The sequence below is a fragment of the Citrobacter sp. UYEF32 genome (assembly GCF_040546205.1).
Taxonomy (GTDB): domain Bacteria; phylum Pseudomonadota; class Gammaproteobacteria; order Enterobacterales; family Enterobacteriaceae; genus Phytobacter; species Phytobacter diazotrophicus.
Window position 1 is genome coordinate 140,768 of the sequence record NZ_JBEPNI010000001.1, and the last position, 19,515, is coordinate 160,282.

Sequence of the window (19,515 nt, forward strand, 5' to 3'; positions counted from 1 at the left end):
TTAATTCTTAACCGACGCTGTGTTCAAGACTAATAGCCAGCAATTTTTGTGCTTCAACGGCAAACTCCAGCGGCAACTCGGAGAACACGTCTTTACAGAATCCATTGACGATCATTGAAATGGCATCATCTTCGCTGATACCGCGCTGCAGGCAGTAGAACAGCTGATCTTCCCCAATCCGTGAAGTGGTGGCTTCATGCTCCAGTTGCGCACTGTTATTGCGGCACTCCACATACGGGAAAGTATGCGCCCCACAATCCGGGCCAATCAGCATGGAGTCGCACTGGGTGAAGTTACGGGCGTTGGTGGCGCTCGGCATGATCTTCACCAGCCCGCGATAGCTGTTCTGGCTATGACCGGCAGAGATCCCTTTCGAGATAATGGTCGATTTGGTGTTTTTGCCGATGTGAATCATCTTGGTGCCCGTGTCCGCCTGCTGGTGGCCACTGGTCAGCGCCACAGAGAAGAACTCACCGATGGAGTTATCGCCGCGCAGGATGCAACTGGGGTATTTCCAGGTGATAGCTGAACCGGTCTCCGACTGTGTCCAGGACATTTTGCTGTTCTCGCCTTCGCACAGCGCACGCTTGGTCACGAAGTTGAGGATACCGCCAGTGTTGTTATCGCCGGGGAACCAGTTCTGCACAGTAGAATATTTCACTTCTGCATCTTTATGGATGATGACCTCTACCACGGCCGCATGAAGCTGGTAACTGTCGCGCACGGGTGCGGAGCAACCTTCGATATAGCTCACGTAACTGCCTTCATCCGCGATCAGAATGGTGCGTTCGAACTGCCCGGTTTTTTCAGCATTGATGCGAAAATAGGTCGACAATTCCATCGGGCAGCGCACCCCTTTCGGGATGTAGATAAACGTACCGTCAGAGGCGACCGCCGCATTCAACGCCGCAAAGAAGTTGTCATTGGAGGGCACGACGGTACCCAGGTATTTTTTCACCAGCTCAGGATGGTCATGAATGGCCTCACCAAACGAGCAAAAAATAATACCCTGTTCGGAGAGTTTTTCCCGGTAAGTGGTGGCAACAGAAACGGAGTCAAAAATGGCATCGACCGCCACTTCGCGCCCTTCACGGACCGGCACGCCCAGTTGGTTAAATGCCGCTTCCACTTCGTCCGTCAGGAAAGAATTTGCGCCAGTTTGCTGAACGGCCCCCGGCTGCGAAGCACAGGTATCATCACAACTTCCGCAGGAAGGCGCAGAATAGTAGCTGTAATCCTGATAATCGAGTTTCGCGTAATGGGCTTTCAGCCAGTGCGGCTCCTCCATCTCGAGCCAGGCGCGAAATGCGCTCAGGCGAAACTCCAGCATCCATTCCGGTTCGTTACGTTTGGCTGAGATCGCCCGCACGACATCTTCATTAATGCCTTTCGCCAGTTCGTCAGTGGTTAGCCGGGTAAAAAACCCCTCTTTATAGTTGAGGTTCCCGGTCCAGGTTTTGACATCATCTGTTGCTTCAGTATTACGAGACATAGTACCGCCTATACCCCAAAGCTTTCGCCACAGCCACATTCATTCTGGGCTTTCGGGTTATGAAATTTGAATAACTGGTTTAAACCTTCGCGCACATAGTCCACTTCGGTGCCGTCAATAAATGGCATCGCCGCGAGCGGCACGTACAGTCGTGCACCCTCATTTTCAAAAAGCAGGTCGTCTTTATCCGGCTGCGTGACGGTGTCCAGCACATAACCAAAACCTGCGCACCCGGTCTGTTTAATGCCCAGCCGGACACCCAGCAGGTCGGGTTGCTTACGGGTTAATCCGCGAATATGTTCTGCGGCGGCGGGTGTCATGGTTAGCCCACGCCAGGAAAAGTCTGCCGGGTCGAACGTCTCTGATTGCAATTCCATAGTTCTACCTCACGTCATAAATCATGAAGGACATAACACTATGTTAGTGATAATGATTATCACTTCAACCTCTATTCCGAAGGGTTATTCGTGTACTGCCCGTTTTTTAAGCTCATGGTATAAGCATAGACTCTGTGCGAAGGCTTTACAGATAAGTGAAAAATTGTTTAATGATTTGATAAATAATAGCTATTTTCAGCAGCAAGGAAGGTCTGTCTGCGTCAGTAAAAGATGTATAGGTAATACCTATTTTTGAGATAGGGAGCTAAAAAAGGGATCTACGAAAACTTTTCCTGATATCAGAAAGTTAACTGCATCACAAAACGCATAATCAACGAGATACGGCACATTTAACCGCCAGCAGAACAAATGCTCATTGCCTACTTCGGGAAAAAAGATGGGTCGATATGCCCCATTTCTCTACGGTGAGCCCTTTTTCCGGGCAGGTCAGAATTGAATAAGCGCCATTTAAATGCGCGTACCGCTCAAAATGGTCGGCATTATTCCCCACCAGGGTATTGATAACTGACTGGATAACGTGGCCGTGGGAAACAACGCACACATTGCCTTGCCGGGCTGAGAAGCCTGACAGCGCGCCAAGGACTCTTTGAGTGGCATCCTGTAGTGCTTCGCCATTTTGCGGCCCGATAGCCAAACTGCCGGAAAGCATCGCCTCAGCCTGCGCGCGCTCTTTCTCTGTCAGTTCGCTAATGCGTTTGCCTTCTAAGTCGCCGAAATGACGTTCGACAAGGGCAGGATTAAAGTGCAACGGGCAATCTAAGTGCGAGGCAATTTGCCCGGCTGCGGCCACTGAACGGCCCAAAGGTGAAGCGATAATAGAGGTAATGGATTTGTCTGCCAGATCCTGACACAGTGCAGAGATCTGCCTGATACCGACCTCCGTAACCGGGCTATCAAGGTGCCCCTGAATTCTGTTTTCAACATTCCAGACGGTTTCACCGTGGCGGACCAGATAGATTTTCATCACACACCACAAAAAGTGAGGGTTGGGGAAACGATGTTATTTAATCAATGCTCGCAGTCAATGCAGCAATGATGAAATTCAGTATGTTTTTTAAAACTGCTGTTGTTGTACACAGCAAAAAAGCATCGGGACGACGCGCCAGATAGCAAAAATTCGACGCAGAACAGTGATGCGCCGACGACAGGTCAACGGTTTACCCTTGCGTATTGCGAAATAACAAGACACAGTTATGCATAGTTTTCATACGCGAAATGAATGCATTACATAAGTCTTATAATGATAAGATGACCGAACACTGTCTCTACCCAAAGTGGCCGTCATCATGCGTTGGTTCCTGGGCATTCTTGCCATTGTCATTATCTTTGCTGTCCTCGTTATCCGCTCCCGATTAAAAGATACCGATGACGACTATTAATCCTGACCCTGGCATCAAAAAAAGTGGAATCGGGAGCCTGCATGGACATTGCAATAAAGCCCGTTAAACACAGGCCTTAATGCTATTCAGGATTGCAGCGTTGCCAGCCGGGCGGCAAAACCGACAAAAATAAGACCAATTAATGAGTTGCCGAGTTTTGCGAGACGTTTTTTCGTTTTCACAAACTGAGTCACATAGGACCCGGAGATAATCAGGAAGCTGAAATAACAGACGCTAATTAATTCCAGCGTACTGGCCAGAATAAAGAACGCCATTCCCGTGTTGGTATAATGGATGTCGATAAACTGCACAAAAAAAGACACATAAAACAAAATCGCTTTCGGGTTGGTCAGGCTCAGTACCAGCGAACGCTTGAAGATATCGCCCTTATGTACCTCATGCTCACTCACGCTTTTGCCCTTACGAGAAAGCGCACTGTAGAGCATTTTCACCCCAAGCCAGAGCAGGTAAAACGCGCCAAGATAACGGACCAGATTGAACAATACTGGCGTTGTTTTGATAAGCGTTGCCACCCCCATATAGGCGAGGAACATCAACACCGCATCGCCGATAAACACGCCCGCAGCGGCGACATAGCCATTTTTCAGCCCACCCGCCACGCTGGTTTTGAGCACAAAGAAGGTATTCGGACCAGGCACTAAGATAATGAAAATCGCCCCGATAAAATAAGACCAAAAACTAATAACACCATATTCGGCAAACACTTTGCCTCCTGCAAATACCGTTAAAGCCGATGAGCGGCCTATGCTACAAGAGCCGGCGGAGAAACTAAAGCGCAGGAAGACACAAAAGGCCCGCCGAAGCGGGCACAGATTTTCCATTAATGGTGAAGCATCTCATCAACAATCTGATCTTTTTTAAGCTGATAAGGGTAATAAGTTGGCCAGTTGTCCATCTCTTTTAGCAGCGCCTCCTGAGAGGTATCACCCATAAAGATATGGAAATGCGTGGAAGTGCGCGGTGCAATAATGTGATCGCTAAACTGCACAAACTTTGGCGCCTTACTGCTGGCATCTTTACATTCGAACAGGTAACGCACGCCCTTCTTGCCGGAGGTATACGTCAGGATTTTATGCCCGGCGTAATCATATTTACAGGCACTCACCTTGTCGCCGACATGGAATTCCATTACCCCATTTTCAATACCGATTGTATCGATATCGGTGGCGTATCCCTTGCGGTAGTACGCTTTCAGTTCATCGAACGATTTACGCTTGTCTTTCTCTGCCTTTTTCCGCAACACCGGATCCAGATCGCCGCTTTGCAGATAAGGATAGAGAGACTGCCACATACCGTCCCAGTCGGTCAGCTTTCTGTCCCTGACATCGCTATCGTTAAATTCACCGTTCGCCGCTTTTTCCTCAATTTCACTCAACGGTTTTCCGTGCGAATGGTGGCCATGAGAAAAGGCATTCGCGCTTACTAAAAGCGTCCCCAGAACTATCGTTGTTTTTGCAAAATGGCTGACCAAAATCCGTCCCTCGGTTTACGAAAAGAAGAAATGTTATGTTATAATATAACATTATTCAAGATGTAAAATTTCCCTGTTAACGTTACGTGCTGCCCCCTGCTTATCAGATGGAAATTTCGCCATTGCCTGCTATAAACCAATGGTCAGGTTTTAACCACTTCGTCATCACTTCTGAGGTTCTTTTATCATGTCGATAGCCAAAGCACACAGCTTAAAGCAAGTTTATCAGATGCTTAACTCAGGGAAGTACAGTGAAATCGAACTGGCGTTCGATGTTGACGCGGATGCGTTTTTTCAACTCTCAACCGAATATTGTGACGACGGCGCGAAAATTACCCGTCATGAAAATCACTTCGTCATTAAGCTCAAAAAAGTGGCGATTCCGGAGCTCGATTAATACGCTATCGCCGCGAAAATTTGACGTTTCGCGAAAGGCGCAGTGTGCTGCTCCGTAAGCAATATTGGCAGATCCATCGTGGGTGGATGGGGGACGATATCGTTTTTTGTCAGGAGAAAAACCGGCGGAGTCCGTTCTTGCGAACCAGTAACCGGCCGGCTGTGCGCCGACCGGGGGTAGGAATTACAGGTACAGCGAAGCTTCTCCTGGCGGGCGGGTTTTGAAGCGACGATGGATCCACAGATACTGTTCCGGCGCGCGCAGAATCTCACGTTCAATGACTTTATTGATATAGCTTGCGGCTTCGTGTTCATCTTTCGCTGGGTAATCGGTCATCGCCTTGCCGATATGCAGCGAATAACCTGAGCGATCAGCCTTACGCACCATGGTCACCGTTAACATTGAAGCTCCGGAAAGACGGGATAACACATAAGTACCGTTGGTGGTTGCCGCGTTTTCGACAGAGAAAAATGGCGCGAAGGTGCTGCCCTTGCTGCCGTAATCCTGATCGGGGGCAAACCAGACGGCCTCGCCTTTTTTCAGTTCGCTCACCAGACCTTTCAGATTACGTCTGTCGATCATCGATTTATTGGAACGCATACGGCCTCGCGTCTGCACCCACTCCATCAACTCACTGTTATGTGGACGGTAGGTCGCCATCATCGGTTGGCACAGCCCCATCACGCGGCCACCGAGCTCCAGCGACATAAAATGGACACCGACGACCATCACGCCACGCTGGCTTGCCTGTGCGGCAACAAGGTTCTGGTAACCTTCAACGTCGAACCAGCGGCGCACCCGGCTATCAGACCAGAACCAGGCCATACCGGTTTCAAACAGCGCCATGCCGAGCGACATGAAGTTTTTCTCAATCATTGCTTCGCGGAGTTCATCGCTCATATTTGGAAAGCAAAGTTCCAGATTGCGGCGGGCAATACGTTCGCGACGTTTAAGAAAAGGACGGGCTAATTTCCCGAGGGTTTCTCCCAGACGGGAGAGAAGAGGATAAGGCAGTTGAACGAGCAACCAAAGCAGGCCAAGCCCTGCCCATGTGCCCCAGTGGCGTGGATGTAAAAACGCCCGTTTAAATGATGAATGCATTATTGTTACCTGTAAGCCTGTAGGGAGTAGCGCTTAAGGAAACAACGAATCACTTCATTAGGTCTTTATGCGTTACAGCGTCTGGCTTCGATGGCCATCGAAGCGGTTTTCAAACCCGCCCAATATAGCACGAATGGACAAGTCTGAATGTGAAAATGAATGAAGAAAATATGAATTTTTGCGACAGGTTTCCCTGTCGCAAATTTATCTCAGATGACCGCAGTGGTGAGGCGCGAAGTGCAGCATAATTTATCTTGCTCATCGTAAATATCAATTTGCCATACCTGATGGCGGCTACCGGTATGCAGTGCACGACAGACGCCACGCACACGCCCGCTCCGTACGGAACGAATATGGTTGGCATTCACCTCTATACCAACCACTTTCTTCTCACCTTCGGTACATAAATATCCGGCAACGGAACCCAGCGACTCCGCCAGCACCACAGAAGCGCCGCCATGCAGCAAACCAAACGGCTGATGTGTGCGGCTATCAACCGGCATTGTTGCTTCCAGCGAGTCGTCATGAATTGCAATAAAACGGATATCGAGCAGTCCTACCATATTGCCCTCGCCCATCGCATTGAGCGCGTCAAGGGTTACCTCACGTTTCCAGATCATCCTATTATCTCCAGTAGCGCCTGCAACGGATGGCGTACGCCATTTCCTTCCACGCGTTTCACCTGGCTGCGACAGGAGTAGCCTGTCGCCAGACAGCGGCTACGGGGTAAACGTTGTAGCGCCTGATGCCAGGACAACTCGTAAATCCCCAATGAGTTAGCGTGGTTCTTGACTTCATGTCCATAGGTTCCTGCCATGCCGCAGCACCCTACGCTAACGTTTTCCAGCTTCGCGCCCAGACGGGCAAAAATGGACGTCCATTGCGAAACGGAAGCAGGCAGCGCTGTCACCTCAGTACAATGGCCAAACAGGTACCAGGATTCACCGCTGATAGCGCGATTCTCACGCCCTTCCAGTGCAGAAGGCAACCATTCGTGTACCAGCATGACGTGAAAATCGCCACGCTTCTCACCGAGCGTCTGCTTGTATTCATCCCGGTAGCAGAGCACCAGCGCCGGGTCGACTCCCACCATCGGCATGCCCAGTTGCGCAACTCGGTTGAGAAAATCCGAAGTTTTCTGTGCGGTTTTCGCAAAACGCTGCAGGAAGCCTTTGATATGCTGCGCTTTGCCATTCGGCGAAAAGGGCAGGACAACGGGCTGGTAGCCCAGTTTTTCCACCAGACGAACGAAATCGGCCACCACTTGCGCATCGTAGTAACTGGTGAATGGATCCTGCACCACCAGCACCGTAGTCGCTTTTTCCGCATCGCTCAATGTTTCAAGCTGTTCCAGCGTCAGGTTCGCCGAACGGTGGCCGATCATCTGCCGTTGTAATGAGGGAACAGACAACAGTGGCAGATCCACCATGCCAATATGTTTTTGTGAAAGCGAACGCACCCACGGCTGGCTCATAAAGAAATTGAACGTTTTCGGCGCACGGGCCATCAACGGCGCGTAGCTTTCCACGGTCGCAACCAGGTGATCGCGCACCGGACGCAGATAGCGTGTGTGGTAAAGTTGCAGGAAGCGCGAGCGGAACTCCGGCACGTCTATCTTGATCGGGCACTGGGTCGAACAGGCCTTACAGGCCAGACAACCCGACATAGCCTCTTTCACCTCATGCGAAAAATCATACTCGCCGTGACGCGCATGCCAGCTATTGCGGGTACGCTCAATCAGCGAACGCAGGCTGGCGCGTTTTTCCGGCATCTCTTTTTCCAGCTTCACCGGGTCGATACCGCGATCGGCCAGCAGACGCAGCCACTCGCGCACCAGCGTGGCGCGACCTTTCGGCGAATGGATACGATCGCCGGAAATTTTCATCGACGGGCACATAGGGCTTTTGGCGTCGAAGTTGAAGCACAGGCCGTTGCCGTTGCACTCCATCGCCCCACGCCAGGATGAGCGCACGGCAATCGGGATTTGCCGGTCGAAGCTACCGCGCTTCACGTCATCTACCTGCTTCATCGGCGCATCAATCCCCTCAGGGGGACAAATTTTACCCGGGTTGAGACGGTTTGCCGGGTCAAATGCAGCCTTCACTTTGCGCAGCTCTGCGTACAGTTCCGCACCAAAGAACGCCGGGCTGTATTCGGCGCGGAAACCTTTACCGTGCTCACCCCACAGCAAGCCACCGTATTTGGCCGTTAACGCCACCACATCATCGGAGATTTTCTTCATCAAAACCTCTTGTTGCGGGTCACACATGTCGAGCGCCGGACGCACATGCAATACGCCCGCATCCACATGACCGAACATGCCATAGCTCAAGCCATGGCTGTCAAGCAATGCGCGAAACTCGACGATGTAGTCCGCAAGGTGTTCCGGTGGCACACAGGTATCTTCTGCGAACGGGATCGGTTTTGCCGCCCCTTTCGCATTGCCCAGCAGGCCGACAGCTTTTTTACGCATCGCGTAGATACGCTCAATGCCCGCCAGGTCGTCACAAATCTGCCAGCCAATCACCCCGCCCGCCCCTTCCGCCATCAGGGAATCCAGGCGAGCGCACAGAGAGGTAACCTGCTCATTAATTAACGCCTCATCATCACCGGCAAACTCGACAATGTTCAGACCTAGCATGGTCTTATCCGGCACATCGGTGATGAGTTCATTTACGGAGTGCCAGATGATGTCTTCACGCGCCAGATTGAGGACTTTTGAATCGACCGTTTCAACCGACAGTGCGCGCGCTTCCACCATAAACGGGGCATTACGCAGCGCGGAGTCGAACGAATCGTATTTCACATTTACCAGACGGCGCACTTTCGGCAGACGGGTGATATCCAGCCGCGCTTCGGTAATGAATGCCAGCGTTCCCTCCGAGCCCGTCAACACTCGGGTCAGGTCAAACTCGGTCATCTCATCATTGAAGACATGGCGCAGGTCGTACCCCGTGAGGAAACGGTTGAGTTTGGGGAATTTATCGATAATCAGTTGACGGTTGTCCCGGCAACGTTCGAACACGGTGCGGTAAATGCGCCCCACTGCGGTATTTGCTTTACCCAACGTCTGCGCCAGTTCAACGGGCACCGGTTGGGTGTCCAGAATATCGCCGCCAAGCAATACGGCCCGCACGCCGAGGACATGGTCGGACGTTTTTCCGTAGACCAGCGATCCCTGACCGGAAGCATCGGTATTGATCATGCCACCCAACGTCGCACGGTTACTGGTGGACAGTTCCGGCGCGAAGAAATAGCCGTAGGGTTTAAGAAACTGGTTGAGTTGATCTTTGATGACGCCCGCTTCAACCCGCACCCATCCTTCCTCAGGATTAATCTCCATAATGCGGTTCATATAGCGGGACATATCAACGATGATGCCCTGGTTCAGCGCCTGACCGTTTGTGCCAGTGCCGCCGCCGCGCGGTGTGAACACCAGCGACTGAAAACGCGCTTCCGCCGCGATGCGTGAAATTAAGGCGACATCAGAAGTAGAACGGGGAAAGACAACGGCATCGGGTAACAATTGGTAGATACTGTTGTCGGTCGCCATGGTCAGCCTGTCGGCATAACTTGTGGCGGTATCGCCGGTAAAACCTTGTTGCTCCAGTGCCTGTAAAAAATTCAGCACCAATTGAACGACACCCGGTGCCTGAGAAATCTGTGGGATCATTACTCTTGACCCTGCCTGACTGTTAGTAGTTGTGAATAGTTAATCGTTTGCTTGCAGCATCCATCGTTGTATCACATTTTTTTCTTATGCGCCCACCAGAATTACGGGCAGAATCAGACTGTCAAAAACCGCTGAAATCATTAATCATTATCTTTACTGATTTCGCATCCTCTCACTTAAGGTGATTACGTTTTATGGCCTTTCAATCGCAGTCCCGGGATGTGCCGCAGGTGATGCTGTCGGTACTGTTTTTAGCCCTTATGATCATCGCCTGTTTGTGGATCGTTCAGCCTTTTATTCTTGGTTTCGCCTGGGCGGGTACCGTGGTTATTGCCACCTGGCCGGTGCTTCTGCGCGTACAGCGCGCGCTGTTTGGTCGCCGTTCACTGGCTGTCATCGTGATGACATTGTTATTAATTCTGCTGTTTATTCTTCCGGTCGCGCTACTGGTTAATAGCCTGGTGGATAACAGCGGTCCGGTCATTCAGGCCATTACATCGGGTGAAATGACTCCGCCGACCCTGGAGTGGCTGAACAGTATTCCGCTGATCGGTGACAAGCTGTATAGCGGCTGGCACAACCTGCTGGATATGGGCGGCAGCGCGATACTTGCCAAAGTACGCCCTTATGTCGGCACGACCACCACATGGTTTGTCGGTCAGGCGGCACATATCGGTCGCTTTATGCTGCATTGTGCCCTGATGTTGCTATTTAGCGCCCTGCTGTACTGGCGCGGCGAGCAGGTCGCACAGGGGATTCGCCATTTTGCCTATCGTCTGGCGGCCAGACGCGGCGATGCTGCGGTTCTGCTGGCCGGGCAGGCCATCCGTGCTGTCGCGCTTGGCGTGGTTGTCACCGCGCTGGTACAGGCGGTTCTGGGAGGAATTGGCCTGGCGGTGACAGGAGTGCCATACGCCACGCTGTTCACGGTCATTATGTTGATGACGTGTCTGGTACAACTGGGCCCGTTGGTTGTGCTGGTGCCTGCGATTATCTGGCTCTACTGGAGCGGCGACTCAACATGGGGCACGGTGTTACTGGTCTGGAGTTGCGTGGTCGGCACGCTGGATAACTTTATTCGTCCCATGCTGATTCGTATGGGGGCCGATCTGCCGATGATACTGATTCTTTCCGGCGTTATTGGCGGCCTGGTGGCATTTGGGATGATCGGGCTGTTTATTGGTCCTGTGTTACTGGCTGTTTCATGGCGACTCTTTTCCGCCTGGGTTAACGAAGCGCCCATGCCAGGGCCGGAGGAAAATGACGCGCTGGAAGAGATACACGATGCAGATGACACCCGCATCTGATACGCCAGCTTCGATGATTATGAAGCACTGCTAATCATTTATTTACTGTCCCTCCCGTGCGCAAGCCTCCTGACCGGAGGTTTGCGCAGTTTTCCCCGCAAAATCTTAACCGCCGTTTAACTAATGAGACGAATCTGATCGACGCTAAAATCCCGGATGGCCTACTATAAGGTCACGGTTATAAATCAACACCTTGATTTATAAGCATGGAAATCCCCTGAGTGAAACAACGAATTGCTGTGTGTAGTCTTTGCCCATCTCCCACGATGGGCTTTTTTTTATCCCTCAAACAGGCGGTGAGGCAGGTTAACCTGCGGGGAAGAACTCTGTGACGCGGTTACGTCTGTCGCGCCTCATCGGGGGGCATCCTGAATCGTCCATACGGCAAATAGTAAGAAGCCGATAATGATAAGCCACCTCATACATTAACGCCTGTCATGACAGCACAGTCTACGGCGGGGCTGGTGTAGTCAAAATGCATGATGCCTTCCCCTTTGCTGTCCTGGATATAGATGTTGTACGCCTTCCCGTCATATTTAAAATGGACAAATTCGACGGCATCCAATGTGCTGTCCCAATGGTCAAAGACATTCAGGCCTTTTATCGTACGAACCGTTTTGCCATTCACTGCTATATCCAGTGTGGTATTGGCTAATTCAGCATGGTTGTAATCATATTTTATTACACTCATACCGTTAATACAGATAACGGATTCCTTCGTCAGCCAATTCCCATTAACCGGACCAGCCATAACTGCGCAGGAATAAATACAGGCGGTTAACAATAATAACAATCGCGTCATAGTTCTACCTTAATTGCCGCCAGTGTTGAACCACATTCAGACATAAAAGTGTTATACGCATCTTCGCTATGTATTCTGAGGGCCTTTTCTCCCTCATCACATAACTGCGCCAGCGTATTTTCATAAGCATGGTATTCGCGGGTAAGCTCTTTCAGGCGTGCAATGACAGCCGCTAACGTATCCGTTTGATAGAAATTCATTTTGCGCCATCCGTGTTGCTAAAGTGCGCACCGTTGCCGGTAACAGCACAGGTTCCGTTATCAAGTAGCGCGCCAATCGGCAGATAATCAAAGGCCAGATGCGCGGTACTCACATCCTCTCCGTCGCACGCTTTAATATGATCGTTATACGATGCGCAGCCGTTAAGCGCGATGCAGGAGAGCACGGTCGCAATCAGCAATAAACGTTTCATGGCATTTACCTTAATTGAGATGAGATCATTGGGATGCGTGAATAAAAGACTCACGCATCTCGATATAAATAACCTGACAGAGTTTTCTGACTGACCGATAGCAAAATGTATCCGTAACCATCAGCAGGCAGGCTGTCGTTATTTTTTTGCAGTTCTGGTAGCCAACTAAAATAAAAGCGCAAGGTGTGAGCATGGCAATGCAGCCACATTCATACAGCTTTACGCGGTCGCGCAGATTCCCTGAAAAAACGAAAAGAAAAATATATCTGACGCAGCACATGCGATCAGAGGCATCTGCAAAGGATGGGTTGGAGTATTTGAATCGTGCAGATGTGTTAAAACGAGGCCAGTGTAATTCGATTGCTGACACATCTCTAAGGTAAGCGTGCGCAAACACATTTTGTTTCAGCTAAGAATTTACTTATTCCAGCCGGATTTCCGCCATAAAAAAACCTCACTTCGGAAGAAGTGAGGTTTTATCGTAAGGGAGTAATGGATTATTTGTTCAGTTCAGCCAGTGTCAGCCAGGTTTGAACCACGGTGTCCGGGTTCAGGGAGAGGCTATCAATCCCCTCTTCCATCAGCCAGGCCGCGAAGTCTTCATGGTCCGACGGGCCCTGCCCACAGATACCGACATATTTGCCGTGTTTTTTGGCAGCGCGAATGGCCATCGACAACAGGGCTTTCACCGCATCATTACGCTCATCAAACAGCTCAGAGACAACACCGGAGTCGCGGTCCAGCCCCAACGCCAGTTGCGTCATGTCGTTTGAACCGATAGAGAAGCCGTCAAAGTGCTCCAGGAACTGGTCAGCGAGCAGCGCATTCGACGGGATCTCGCACATCATGATGATCTTGAGTCCGTTTTCACCACGTTTGAGCCCCTGACGTGCCAGCTCTTCCACCACCGCTTTCGCCTGCTCAACGGTACGGACAAACGGGACCATGATTTCCACGTTGGTCAGCCCCATTTCGTTGCGCACACGCTTCACCGCCTCACATTCCAGCGCGAAACAGTCACGGAAGCTGTCGGAGACATAGCGACCGGCACCACGGAAGCCGAGCATCGGGTTCTCTTCGTCCGGTTCGTAACGTTCACCGCCGACGAGGTTGGCATACTCGTTGGATTTAAAGTCTGACAGACGCACAATCACCCGTTTTGGATAGAATGCCGCCCCCAGCGTTGCGATGCCTTCGGTCAGACGTCCAACATAAAACTCTTTCGGCGAATCATAACCTTTCATGATTTCGCGGATTTCGTTTTGCAGCTTCACGTCCTGATCGTCAAACTCCAGCAATGCACGCGGGTGCACGCCGATCATACGGTTGATAATAAATTCCAGGCGCGCCAGGCCGACACCTTCATTCGGCAGACAGGCAAAATCAAACGCTCTGTCCGGGTTGCCCACGTTCATCATGATTTTGAGCGGCAGCGCAGGCATTTCATCAATGCTTGAGCTTTTCACGCTAAAGTCGAGCATCTCGGCGTACACATAGCCCGTGTCGCCTTCGGCGCAGGAGACGGTCACTTTATCGCCATCTTTCATGCGCTCCGTTGCATCGCCACAACCGACGACTGCCGGGATCCCCAGCTCACGAGCGATGATGGCCGCATGGCAGGTACGACCGCCACGGTTGGTGACAATCGCTGCCGCTTTTTTCATGATCGGTTCCCAGTCCGGGTCGGTCATGTCAGTCACCAGCACATCACCCGCTTCGATGCGATTCATTTCACTGATATCGTGAATCACTTTCACCGGGCCTGCGCCAATGCGCTGGCCAATCGCACGCCCTTCAGCGATGATTTTGCCCTGCGCATGCAGCGTATAACGCTCCATCACTTTACCGCGAGAGCGCACGGTCTCCGGGCGCGCCTGCACAATAAATAGTTTGCCAGTATGGCCGTCTTTCGCCCATTCAATGTCCATCGGCCGGCCATAGTGTTTTTCAATCTGCACAGCCTGTTTCGCCAGCTCCTGCACTTCCTCGTTGGTCAGCGAGAAACGATCGCGATTAGCCTGTTCGACATCTTCGATACGCACCTGTTTGCCATGCTCCTGGGTTGGTGCATAGACCATGCGAATTTTCTTCGACCCCATCGTGCGGCGCACGATAGCCGGACGCCCAGCCGCCAGTGTTGGCTTATGAACATAAAATTCATCCGGGTTGACTGCACCCTGTACCACCATTTCACCCAGCCCCCAGGCCGCGGTGACAAATACCACCTGATCAAAGCCGGATTCCGTGTCGATAGAGAACATCACGCCGGAAGAACCGATGTCTGAGCGCACCATCCGTTGCACCCCGGCAGAGAGCGCAACACCGCGATGATCGTAACCCTGATGCACACGGTAAGAGATCGCACGGTCATTAAACAGGGAGGCGAAGACGTGCTTCACCGCCACCAGCACGGCGTCATACCCCTGCACGTTCAGGAAGGTTTCCTGTTGGCCCGCAAAGGAGGCGTCTGGCATATCTTCTGCCGTTGCGGAAGAACGCACCGCAAAGGATGCCTGCTCGTCATCAGCAGACAGTTTGGCATATGCCTGATGGATCGCATCTTCGAACGCCGGCTGGAACGGGGTATCGACTATCCACTGGCGAATCTGCGCGCCAGCTTTCGCCAGCTCGGAAACGTCGTCAATGTCCGTTTTATCCAGCAGGTCATAGATGCGCTGATTCAGGCCACTTTGATCGAGAAACTGGTTAAACGCATCGGCAGTGGTAGCAAACCCATTGGGTACGCTTACGCCCATACCGGACAGATTAGTAATCATCTCACCAAGGGAGGCATTTTTGCCCCCAACTCTGTCTACATCATTCATGCCGAGTTGGTCATACCAAAGCACCAGCGGAGACGAGCCATTGTTGGACATCTAAACAATCCTTTTGTGATATTTGAATGGGGTAATAAAGCATTTACTACCTTTTCATCCTGGCATAATTATTCCGGCTGAAAAAACGGTGAATCGTTCAAGCAATTTAAATTTTTGTCTTTTCGGACACTTTCCCGTCAACGATTCCGTATTCGATAATCGGAAAATCCTCAAAGTCATTCTTTTTTTAGGCGCATAATAAAAATGAACCATACTTTTCATTAAAAACAAAAATACCGTTTCATTTTAAAAATTCAGAAAAGACGCTACGCAGATGGGTGACTTTAATTTATGCTTTCAGATAATTACGCATGACAATCAGGAAGGGTAAAATGGACAGCGCTGTGGATCGCCAGGTTTTTTATATTTCCGATGGTACCGCTATCACCGCAGAGGTATTAGGCCATGCGGTGATGTCGCAATTCCCTGTTGCCATCAATAGCATCACGCTGCCGTTCGTGGAGAATGAAAGCCGCGCCAGAGCAGTGAAGGACCAGATTGACGCTATCTATCAGCAGACAGGCGTACGTCCATTAGTGTTTTATTCCATCGTATTGCCTGAAATCCGCACCATTATTTTACAAAGCGAAGGATTCTGTCAGGACATTGTTCAGGCACTGGTGGCACCATTACAGCAAGAATTAAAACTCGACCCGACACCTATTGCGCATCGTACCCATGGGTTAAATCCAGGCAACCTGACGAAATATGATGCGCGGATTGCCGCTATTGATTACACGCTGGCTCATGATGACGGTATTTCGTTGCGCAACCTGGATCAGGCCCAGGTGATTTTGTTAGGTGTTTCCCGTTGCGGCAAAACGCCAACCAGCCTTTATCTGGCAATGCAATTCGGTATCCGTGCAGCTAATTATCCTTTTATTGCCGATGACATGGATAATCTCGTTCTGCCTGTTTCATTGAAGCCGCTCCAGCATAAATTATTTGGTCTGACCATTAATCCTGAGCGCCTGGCCGCCATTCGCGAAGAGCGTCGTGAAAATAGCCGTTACGCTTCATTACGCCAGTGCCGCATGGAAGTGGCAGAGGTGGAAGCGCTTTACCGTAAAAATCAGATCCCCTGGTTAAACAGTACCAACTATTCGGTAGAAGAGATCGCCACCAAAATTCTCGACATGATGGGGCTTAACCGCCGCATGTACTAAGACACTAGTACGTGGATGACAATTTTGCTATCATGCTGGCCTTCGATGTGATGCGCATCACAACCTGCTATTGAATTAAGCAAGGATTGGTTTAAGGTGTGCGCATCGCCTCCGGCATTTGGCCGTTTGAGCACAAAATTTTGAGAATTCTGATGAACAAAACCGATGAACTTCGCACTGCGCGCATCGAGAGTCTGGTCACTCCGGCAGAGCTCGCGCAGCGGCATCCCGTTTCCCTTGCAGTTGCGGAACATGTCACACAATCCCGTCGCCGTATCGAGAAAATCCTCAACGGTGAAGATAAACGGCTATTAGTGATTATTGGCCCCTGCTCCATTCACGATCTGGACGCAGCAATGGATTATGCCCGTCGCCTGCAGGGGTTAAGGCAAAAGCACAGTGCGCAACTGGAAATTGTGATGCGCACCTATTTTGAAAAGCCGCGAACCGTAGTGGGCTGGAAAGGGTTGATTTCCGATCCCGACCTGAACGGCAGCTACCGCGTTAACCACGGCATCGAACTGGCACGCAAACTCCTTCTCGCAGTGAATGAGCTGGGCGTACCGACAGCAACCGAATTTCTGGATATGGTGACAGGACAATTTATTGCTGATCTGATCAGTTGGGGGGCGATTGGCGCGCGTACCACAGAAAGCCAGATCCACCGCGAGATGGCGTCGGCGCTCTCCTGTCCGGTAGGCTTTAAAAACGGTACTGACGGTAACACCCGAATTGCGGTAGACGCGATTCGCGCTTCGCGAACCAGCCATATGTTCCTCTCGCCGGACAAAACCGGACAGATGACCATTTACCAGACCAGCGGTAACCCTTACGGGCATATCATTATGCGTGGCGGAAAAAAACCGAATTTCTACGCCGACGATATTGCCGCCGCCTGCGCAACTCTGCGTGAGTTTGATCTGCCGGAGCAACTGGTCGTCGATTTCAGTCACGGCAACTGCCAGAAACAGCATCGTCGCCAGCTTGAAGTCTGCGATGACATCTGTCAGCAGATTCGTGATGGCTCCACGGCAATTGCGGGGGTGATGGCGGAGAGTTTCCTGCAAGAGGGTACGCAAAAGATCGTCAGCGGCCAGCCGCTGGTATACGGGCAGTCTATCACTGACCCGTGCCTGAGTTGGGAAGACAGCGAAGTATTGCTCGATAAACTCGCTGCGGCAGTCTCCTCTCGTTTGTAATCCTTTTACCCGTCGGGTCTCCCGGCGGGACGCGTCCCCCTACCCCAAATGATTGGTTTTCCAAATATTACTTGCAGCCCGCACAGCAGGTATTAATAATAATTATCATTGTCATATCCAAACAGTTAGCGTGAAATGTCGAACAAGGATAAGCCGACCCCTCCGGCAGAGAAACTGCCTGCCAGCCCAGCCACTATTCATCCTGAGGATCGCCGCATCAGCAGCAAAACCCTGTTGGGGGATTCGGCGCGCGTTGTCATTGAACATCAGGGACAAGAATATCTGTTGCGACAGACGCACGCCGGGAAACTGATACTAACGAAATAGAGGCTCAGCTCGAACAGCTAACCTCCAGTCTTTTACCCCAGTCCGGTGGGCGACGGCTATAGTCATCGTTGCGCTCTGCATAAGGCTCCCGCAAGACGGCATGCAGACGCTCCAGCTCTTCGGTATTTCCCTGCTCTGCCTGTTCAATCGCCCGCTGTGCGAGCCAGTTACGCAGCACAACCGCAGGGTTTACGTTTTGCATCTGCTGCTGACGTTGCGCATCCGCAATAGTCTCCTGCGCCAGACGCGCACGGTAGCGGCTAAACCAACTGTCAAACGCTTCGCGATCGATAAACTCGTCACGTAGCGCGCTGCTGGCGCTCATCTGCTCAGTATGACTTAACATGCGGAAAGTGCGGGTATAGTCGCTGCCTTCACGTTCCATCAGAGCGAAGAGCTCGCTTAACAACACATTGTCATCCTTTTGCTGGCTAAAAAAGCCCAGTTTCTGGCGCATCAATATGCCATATTCGCTCAGCAATACCGGCTGATAACTGTCCAGCGCCGCATTGAGCACATCGGCACTCATAAACGGCGACAGAGTTTGCGCCAGCCGTTGCAGATTCCACAGGGCAATTGTTGGCTGGTTATCGAAGCTATAACGTCCCTGGTAGTCCGAGTGATTGCAGATAAAACCGGGCTGGTAGTCATCAAGAAAACCGTAGGGGCCGTAATCAATCGTCAGTCCCAGAATCGACATGTTGTCCGTATTCATGACCCCATGGGCGAAGCCGACCGCCTGCCAGCGAGCCATCAGCGCAGCGGTACGGGCAATGACATCCCGGAACCAGACTTCATATTTGTTGGCATCATCCTGCAGATGCGGCCAGTAATGGCGAATCACAAAATCCGCCAGTTGGCGTACCTTTTCGGGTTCGCGCCGATAATAGAAGTGCTCGAAGTGGCCAAAACGGATATGACTTTGCGCAATGCGCATCATCATCGCCCCCTGCTCAACGCTTTCGCGGTAAACAGGCGTGTCACTGGTGACAATAGAAAGCGCACGTGTCGTCGCAATCCCCAGATGGTGCATGGCCTCAGAGGCCAGGCTTTCACGAATGGTTGAGCGCAGCACCGCACGGCCATCACCCATACGGGAATACGGCGTAAGCCCGGCACCTTTCAGGTGCCAGTCCAGCGTTGTACCATCAGGCAGTCGCTGTTCGCCGAGCAGGATACCGCGCCCGTCGCCCAGTTGCCCCGCCCAGACGCCAAACTGATGTCCGCTGTAGACCTGCGAAAGCGGTGACATTCCGGGAAGCAGCGTTTCGCCCCCCCACACGCCAGCCCCCTCGTTCGGCGCAAACAGGGCGGGATCGATGCCCATGGTTTTCGCCAGAGGGGCATTATGCCAAAGCAAGCGGGCATTACTCAGCGGTGTCGGGGAAAGGGCAGTATAAAAACCAGGCAGCTCATCGCGCCAGCGGGTAATAAAAGACAGGGTCATAGTACCTCCTGTCTTTATTGTAGTGGGTTTAGAGGATGTTAAACACG

The 19,515-nt window shown here is 51.6% G+C and carries 18 protein-coding genes and 1 other RNA gene; 6 read left to right on the forward strand and 13 right to left on the reverse strand.

What is annotated here, in order from left to right; translation table 11 throughout:
- Window positions 1-7 precede the first annotated feature (7 nt).
- The 5 genes from sufB to zinT form a co-directional block, all read right to left on the reverse strand.
- Window positions 8-1,492 carry a Fe-S cluster assembly protein SufB gene (gene sufB / locus ABIB59_RS00705; RefSeq protein WP_041851581.1) on the reverse strand — a complete coding sequence of 495 codons (1,485 nt, stop codon included), beginning with the start codon at window positions 1,490-1,492 and terminating at the stop codon, window positions 8-10.
- 8 nt (window positions 1,493-1,500) lie between these two features.
- Window positions 1,501-1,869, reverse strand: a complete 369-nt coding sequence (gene sufA / locus ABIB59_RS00710; RefSeq protein ID WP_041851582.1) for a Fe-S cluster assembly scaffold SufA — start codon at window positions 1,867-1,869, stop codon at window positions 1,501-1,503.
- Between the two features lie 373 nt (window positions 1,870-2,242).
- Entirely contained in the window at window positions 2,243-2,854 is a 612-nt protein-coding gene (locus ABIB59_RS00715; protein ID WP_079498106.1) for a histidine phosphatase family protein, read from the reverse strand.
- 501 nt (window positions 2,855-3,355) lie between these two features.
- Window positions 3,356-3,994, reverse strand: a complete 639-nt coding sequence (gene leuE / locus ABIB59_RS00720; RefSeq protein WP_079498107.1) for a leucine efflux protein LeuE — start codon at window positions 3,992-3,994, stop codon at window positions 3,356-3,358.
- 116 nt (window positions 3,995-4,110) lie between these two features.
- Complete coding sequence (gene zinT / locus ABIB59_RS00725; RefSeq protein ID WP_354033650.1) at window positions 4,111-4,761, reverse strand: metal-binding protein ZinT; 651 nt, start codon at window positions 4,759-4,761, stop codon at window positions 4,111-4,113.
- Between the two features lie 187 nt (window positions 4,762-4,948).
- Here zinT and ABIB59_RS00730 point away from each other — a divergent pair, with 187 nt between their 5' ends.
- On the forward strand, window positions 4,949-5,158 hold the full coding sequence (locus ABIB59_RS00730) for a hypothetical protein (protein WP_041851586.1): 210 nt from the start codon (window positions 4,949-4,951) through the stop codon (window positions 5,156-5,158).
- A 183-nt stretch (window positions 5,159-5,341) separates the two neighbouring features.
- Here the strand turns inward: ABIB59_RS00730 and lpxP are convergent, their stop codons facing one another.
- The 3 genes from lpxP to ydiJ all read right to left on the reverse strand — a co-directional run bounded on the left by lpxP (window position 5,342) and on the right by ydiJ (window position 9,932).
- A complete protein-coding gene (gene lpxP, locus ABIB59_RS00735) occupies window positions 5,342-6,259 on the reverse strand; it encodes a kdo(2)-lipid IV(A) palmitoleoyltransferase (RefSeq protein ID WP_041851587.1) in 918 nt (305 codons plus the stop codon).
- A 209-nt stretch (window positions 6,260-6,468) separates the two neighbouring features.
- On the reverse strand, window positions 6,469-6,879 hold the full coding sequence (menI, locus tag ABIB59_RS00740; RefSeq protein WP_354033653.1) for a 1,4-dihydroxy-2-naphthoyl-CoA hydrolase: 411 nt from the start codon (window positions 6,877-6,879) through the stop codon (window positions 6,469-6,471).
- Window positions 6,876-9,932, reverse strand: a complete 3,057-nt coding sequence (ydiJ, locus tag ABIB59_RS00745) for a D-2-hydroxyglutarate dehydrogenase YdiJ (RefSeq protein WP_107223169.1) — start codon at window positions 9,930-9,932, stop codon at window positions 6,876-6,878. The genes menI and ydiJ overlap by 4 nt, the downstream gene beginning before the upstream one ends.
- Window positions 9,933-10,126: 194 nt before the next feature.
- On the opposite strand from ydiJ, the gene ydiK reads away from it, so the two are divergent.
- Together ydiK and rprA are read left to right on the forward strand one after the other, a co-directional pair.
- Complete coding sequence (ydiK, locus tag ABIB59_RS00750) at window positions 10,127-11,239, forward strand: AI-2E family transporter YdiK (protein ID WP_041851590.1); 1,113 nt, start codon at window positions 10,127-10,129, stop codon at window positions 11,237-11,239.
- Window positions 11,240-11,413: 174 nt separating this feature from the next.
- An RNA gene (gene rprA, locus ABIB59_RS00755) (antisense sRNA RprA) lies at window positions 11,414-11,521 on the forward strand.
- A 136-nt stretch (window positions 11,522-11,657) separates the two neighbouring features.
- Here the strand turns inward: rprA and ABIB59_RS00760 are convergent.
- From ABIB59_RS00760 to ppsA, 4 genes are all read right to left on the reverse strand, one after another.
- The gene (locus ABIB59_RS00760) at window positions 11,658-12,041 is read right to left on the reverse strand and encodes a hypothetical protein (RefSeq protein ID WP_041851591.1); all 384 of its coding nucleotides are present in this window, start codon (window positions 12,039-12,041) and stop codon (window positions 11,658-11,660) included.
- A complete protein-coding gene (locus tag ABIB59_RS00765; protein ID WP_041851592.1) occupies window positions 12,038-12,241 on the reverse strand; it encodes a hypothetical protein in 204 nt (67 codons plus the stop codon). The genes ABIB59_RS00760 and ABIB59_RS00765 overlap by 4 nt, the downstream gene beginning before the upstream one ends.
- The gene (locus tag ABIB59_RS00770) at window positions 12,238-12,453 is read right to left on the reverse strand and encodes a hypothetical protein (RefSeq protein WP_041851593.1); all 216 of its coding nucleotides are present in this window, start codon (window positions 12,451-12,453) and stop codon (window positions 12,238-12,240) included. Before ABIB59_RS00770 ends, ABIB59_RS00765 begins: the two co-directional genes overlap by 4 nt.
- 497 nt (window positions 12,454-12,950) lie before the next feature.
- The gene (gene ppsA, locus ABIB59_RS00775; protein ID WP_041851594.1) at window positions 12,951-15,329 is read right to left on the reverse strand and encodes a phosphoenolpyruvate synthase; all 2,379 of its coding nucleotides are present in this window, start codon (window positions 15,327-15,329) and stop codon (window positions 12,951-12,953) included.
- A gap of 332 nt (window positions 15,330-15,661) precedes the next feature.
- On the opposite strand from ppsA, the gene ppsR reads away from it, so the two are divergent.
- The 3 genes from ppsR to hemP all read left to right on the forward strand — a co-directional run bounded on the left by ppsR (window position 15,662) and on the right by hemP (window position 18,021).
- A complete protein-coding gene (gene ppsR, locus ABIB59_RS00780; protein WP_041851595.1) occupies window positions 15,662-16,495 on the forward strand; it encodes a posphoenolpyruvate synthetase regulatory kinase/phosphorylase PpsR in 834 nt (277 codons plus the stop codon).
- Window positions 16,496-16,647: 152 nt separating this feature from the next.
- On the forward strand, window positions 16,648-17,694 hold the full coding sequence (gene aroH, locus ABIB59_RS00785; protein WP_041851790.1) for a 3-deoxy-7-phosphoheptulonate synthase AroH: 1,047 nt from the start codon (window positions 16,648-16,650) through the stop codon (window positions 17,692-17,694).
- Window positions 17,695-17,829: 135 nt separating this feature from the next.
- Window positions 17,830-18,021 carry a hemin uptake protein HemP gene (gene hemP, locus ABIB59_RS00790; protein WP_354033657.1) on the forward strand — a complete coding sequence of 64 codons (192 nt, stop codon included), beginning with the start codon at window positions 17,830-17,832 and terminating at the stop codon, window positions 18,019-18,021.
- Between the two features lie 4 nt (window positions 18,022-18,025).
- Here hemP and selO read toward each other — a convergent pair whose 3' ends face one another.
- A complete protein-coding gene (gene selO / locus ABIB59_RS00795) occupies window positions 18,026-19,468 on the reverse strand; it encodes a protein adenylyltransferase SelO (RefSeq protein ID WP_079498114.1) in 1,443 nt (480 codons plus the stop codon).
- Window positions 19,469-19,515 lie beyond the last annotated feature (47 nt).

What these genes read in the sequence shown, in the direction of transcription:
- sufB (WP_041851581.1), bottom strand. Translation starts at nt 1,492, where the DNA reads ATGTCTCGTAATACTGAAGCAACAGATGATGTCAAAACCTGGACCGGG.
- sufA (WP_041851582.1), bottom strand. Translation starts at nt 1,869, where the DNA reads ATGGAATTGCAATCAGAGACGTTCGACCCGGCAGACTTTTCCTGGCGT.
- ABIB59_RS00715 (WP_079498106.1), bottom strand. Translation starts at nt 2,854, where the DNA reads ATGAAAATCTATCTGGTCCGCCACGGTGAAACCGTCTGGAATGTTGAA.
- ABIB59_RS00730 (WP_041851586.1), top strand. Translation starts at nt 4,949, where the DNA reads ATGTCGATAGCCAAAGCACACAGCTTAAAGCAAGTTTATCAGATGCTT.
- lpxP (WP_041851587.1), bottom strand. Translation starts at nt 6,259, where the DNA reads ATGCATTCATCATTTAAACGGGCGTTTTTACATCCACGCCACTGGGGC.
- menI (WP_354033653.1), bottom strand. Translation starts at nt 6,879, where the DNA reads ATGATCTGGAAACGTGAGGTAACCCTTGACGCGCTCAATGCGATGGGC.
- ydiJ (WP_107223169.1), bottom strand. Translation starts at nt 9,932, where the DNA reads ATGATCCCACAGATTTCTCAGGCACCGGGTGTCGTTCAATTGGTGCTG.
- ydiK (WP_041851590.1), top strand. Translation starts at nt 10,127, where the DNA reads ATGGCCTTTCAATCGCAGTCCCGGGATGTGCCGCAGGTGATGCTGTCG.
- ABIB59_RS00760 (WP_041851591.1), bottom strand. Translation starts at nt 12,041, where the DNA reads ATGACGCGATTGTTATTATTGTTAACCGCCTGTATTTATTCCTGCGCA.
- ABIB59_RS00765 (WP_041851592.1), bottom strand. Translation starts at nt 12,241, where the DNA reads ATGAATTTCTATCAAACGGATACGTTAGCGGCTGTCATTGCACGCCTG.
- ABIB59_RS00770 (WP_041851593.1), bottom strand. Translation starts at nt 12,453, where the DNA reads ATGAAACGTTTATTGCTGATTGCGACCGTGCTCTCCTGCATCGCGCTT.
- ppsA (WP_041851594.1), bottom strand. Translation starts at nt 15,329, where the DNA reads ATGTCCAACAATGGCTCGTCTCCGCTGGTGCTTTGGTATGACCAACTC.
- ppsR (WP_041851595.1), top strand. Translation starts at nt 15,662, where the DNA reads ATGGACAGCGCTGTGGATCGCCAGGTTTTTTATATTTCCGATGGTACC.
- aroH (WP_041851790.1), top strand. Translation starts at nt 16,648, where the DNA reads ATGAACAAAACCGATGAACTTCGCACTGCGCGCATCGAGAGTCTGGTC.
- hemP (WP_354033657.1), top strand. Translation starts at nt 17,830, where the DNA reads ATGTCGAACAAGGATAAGCCGACCCCTCCGGCAGAGAAACTGCCTGCC.
- selO (WP_079498114.1), bottom strand. Translation starts at nt 19,468, where the DNA reads ATGACCCTGTCTTTTATTACCCGCTGGCGCGATGAGCTGCCTGGTTTT.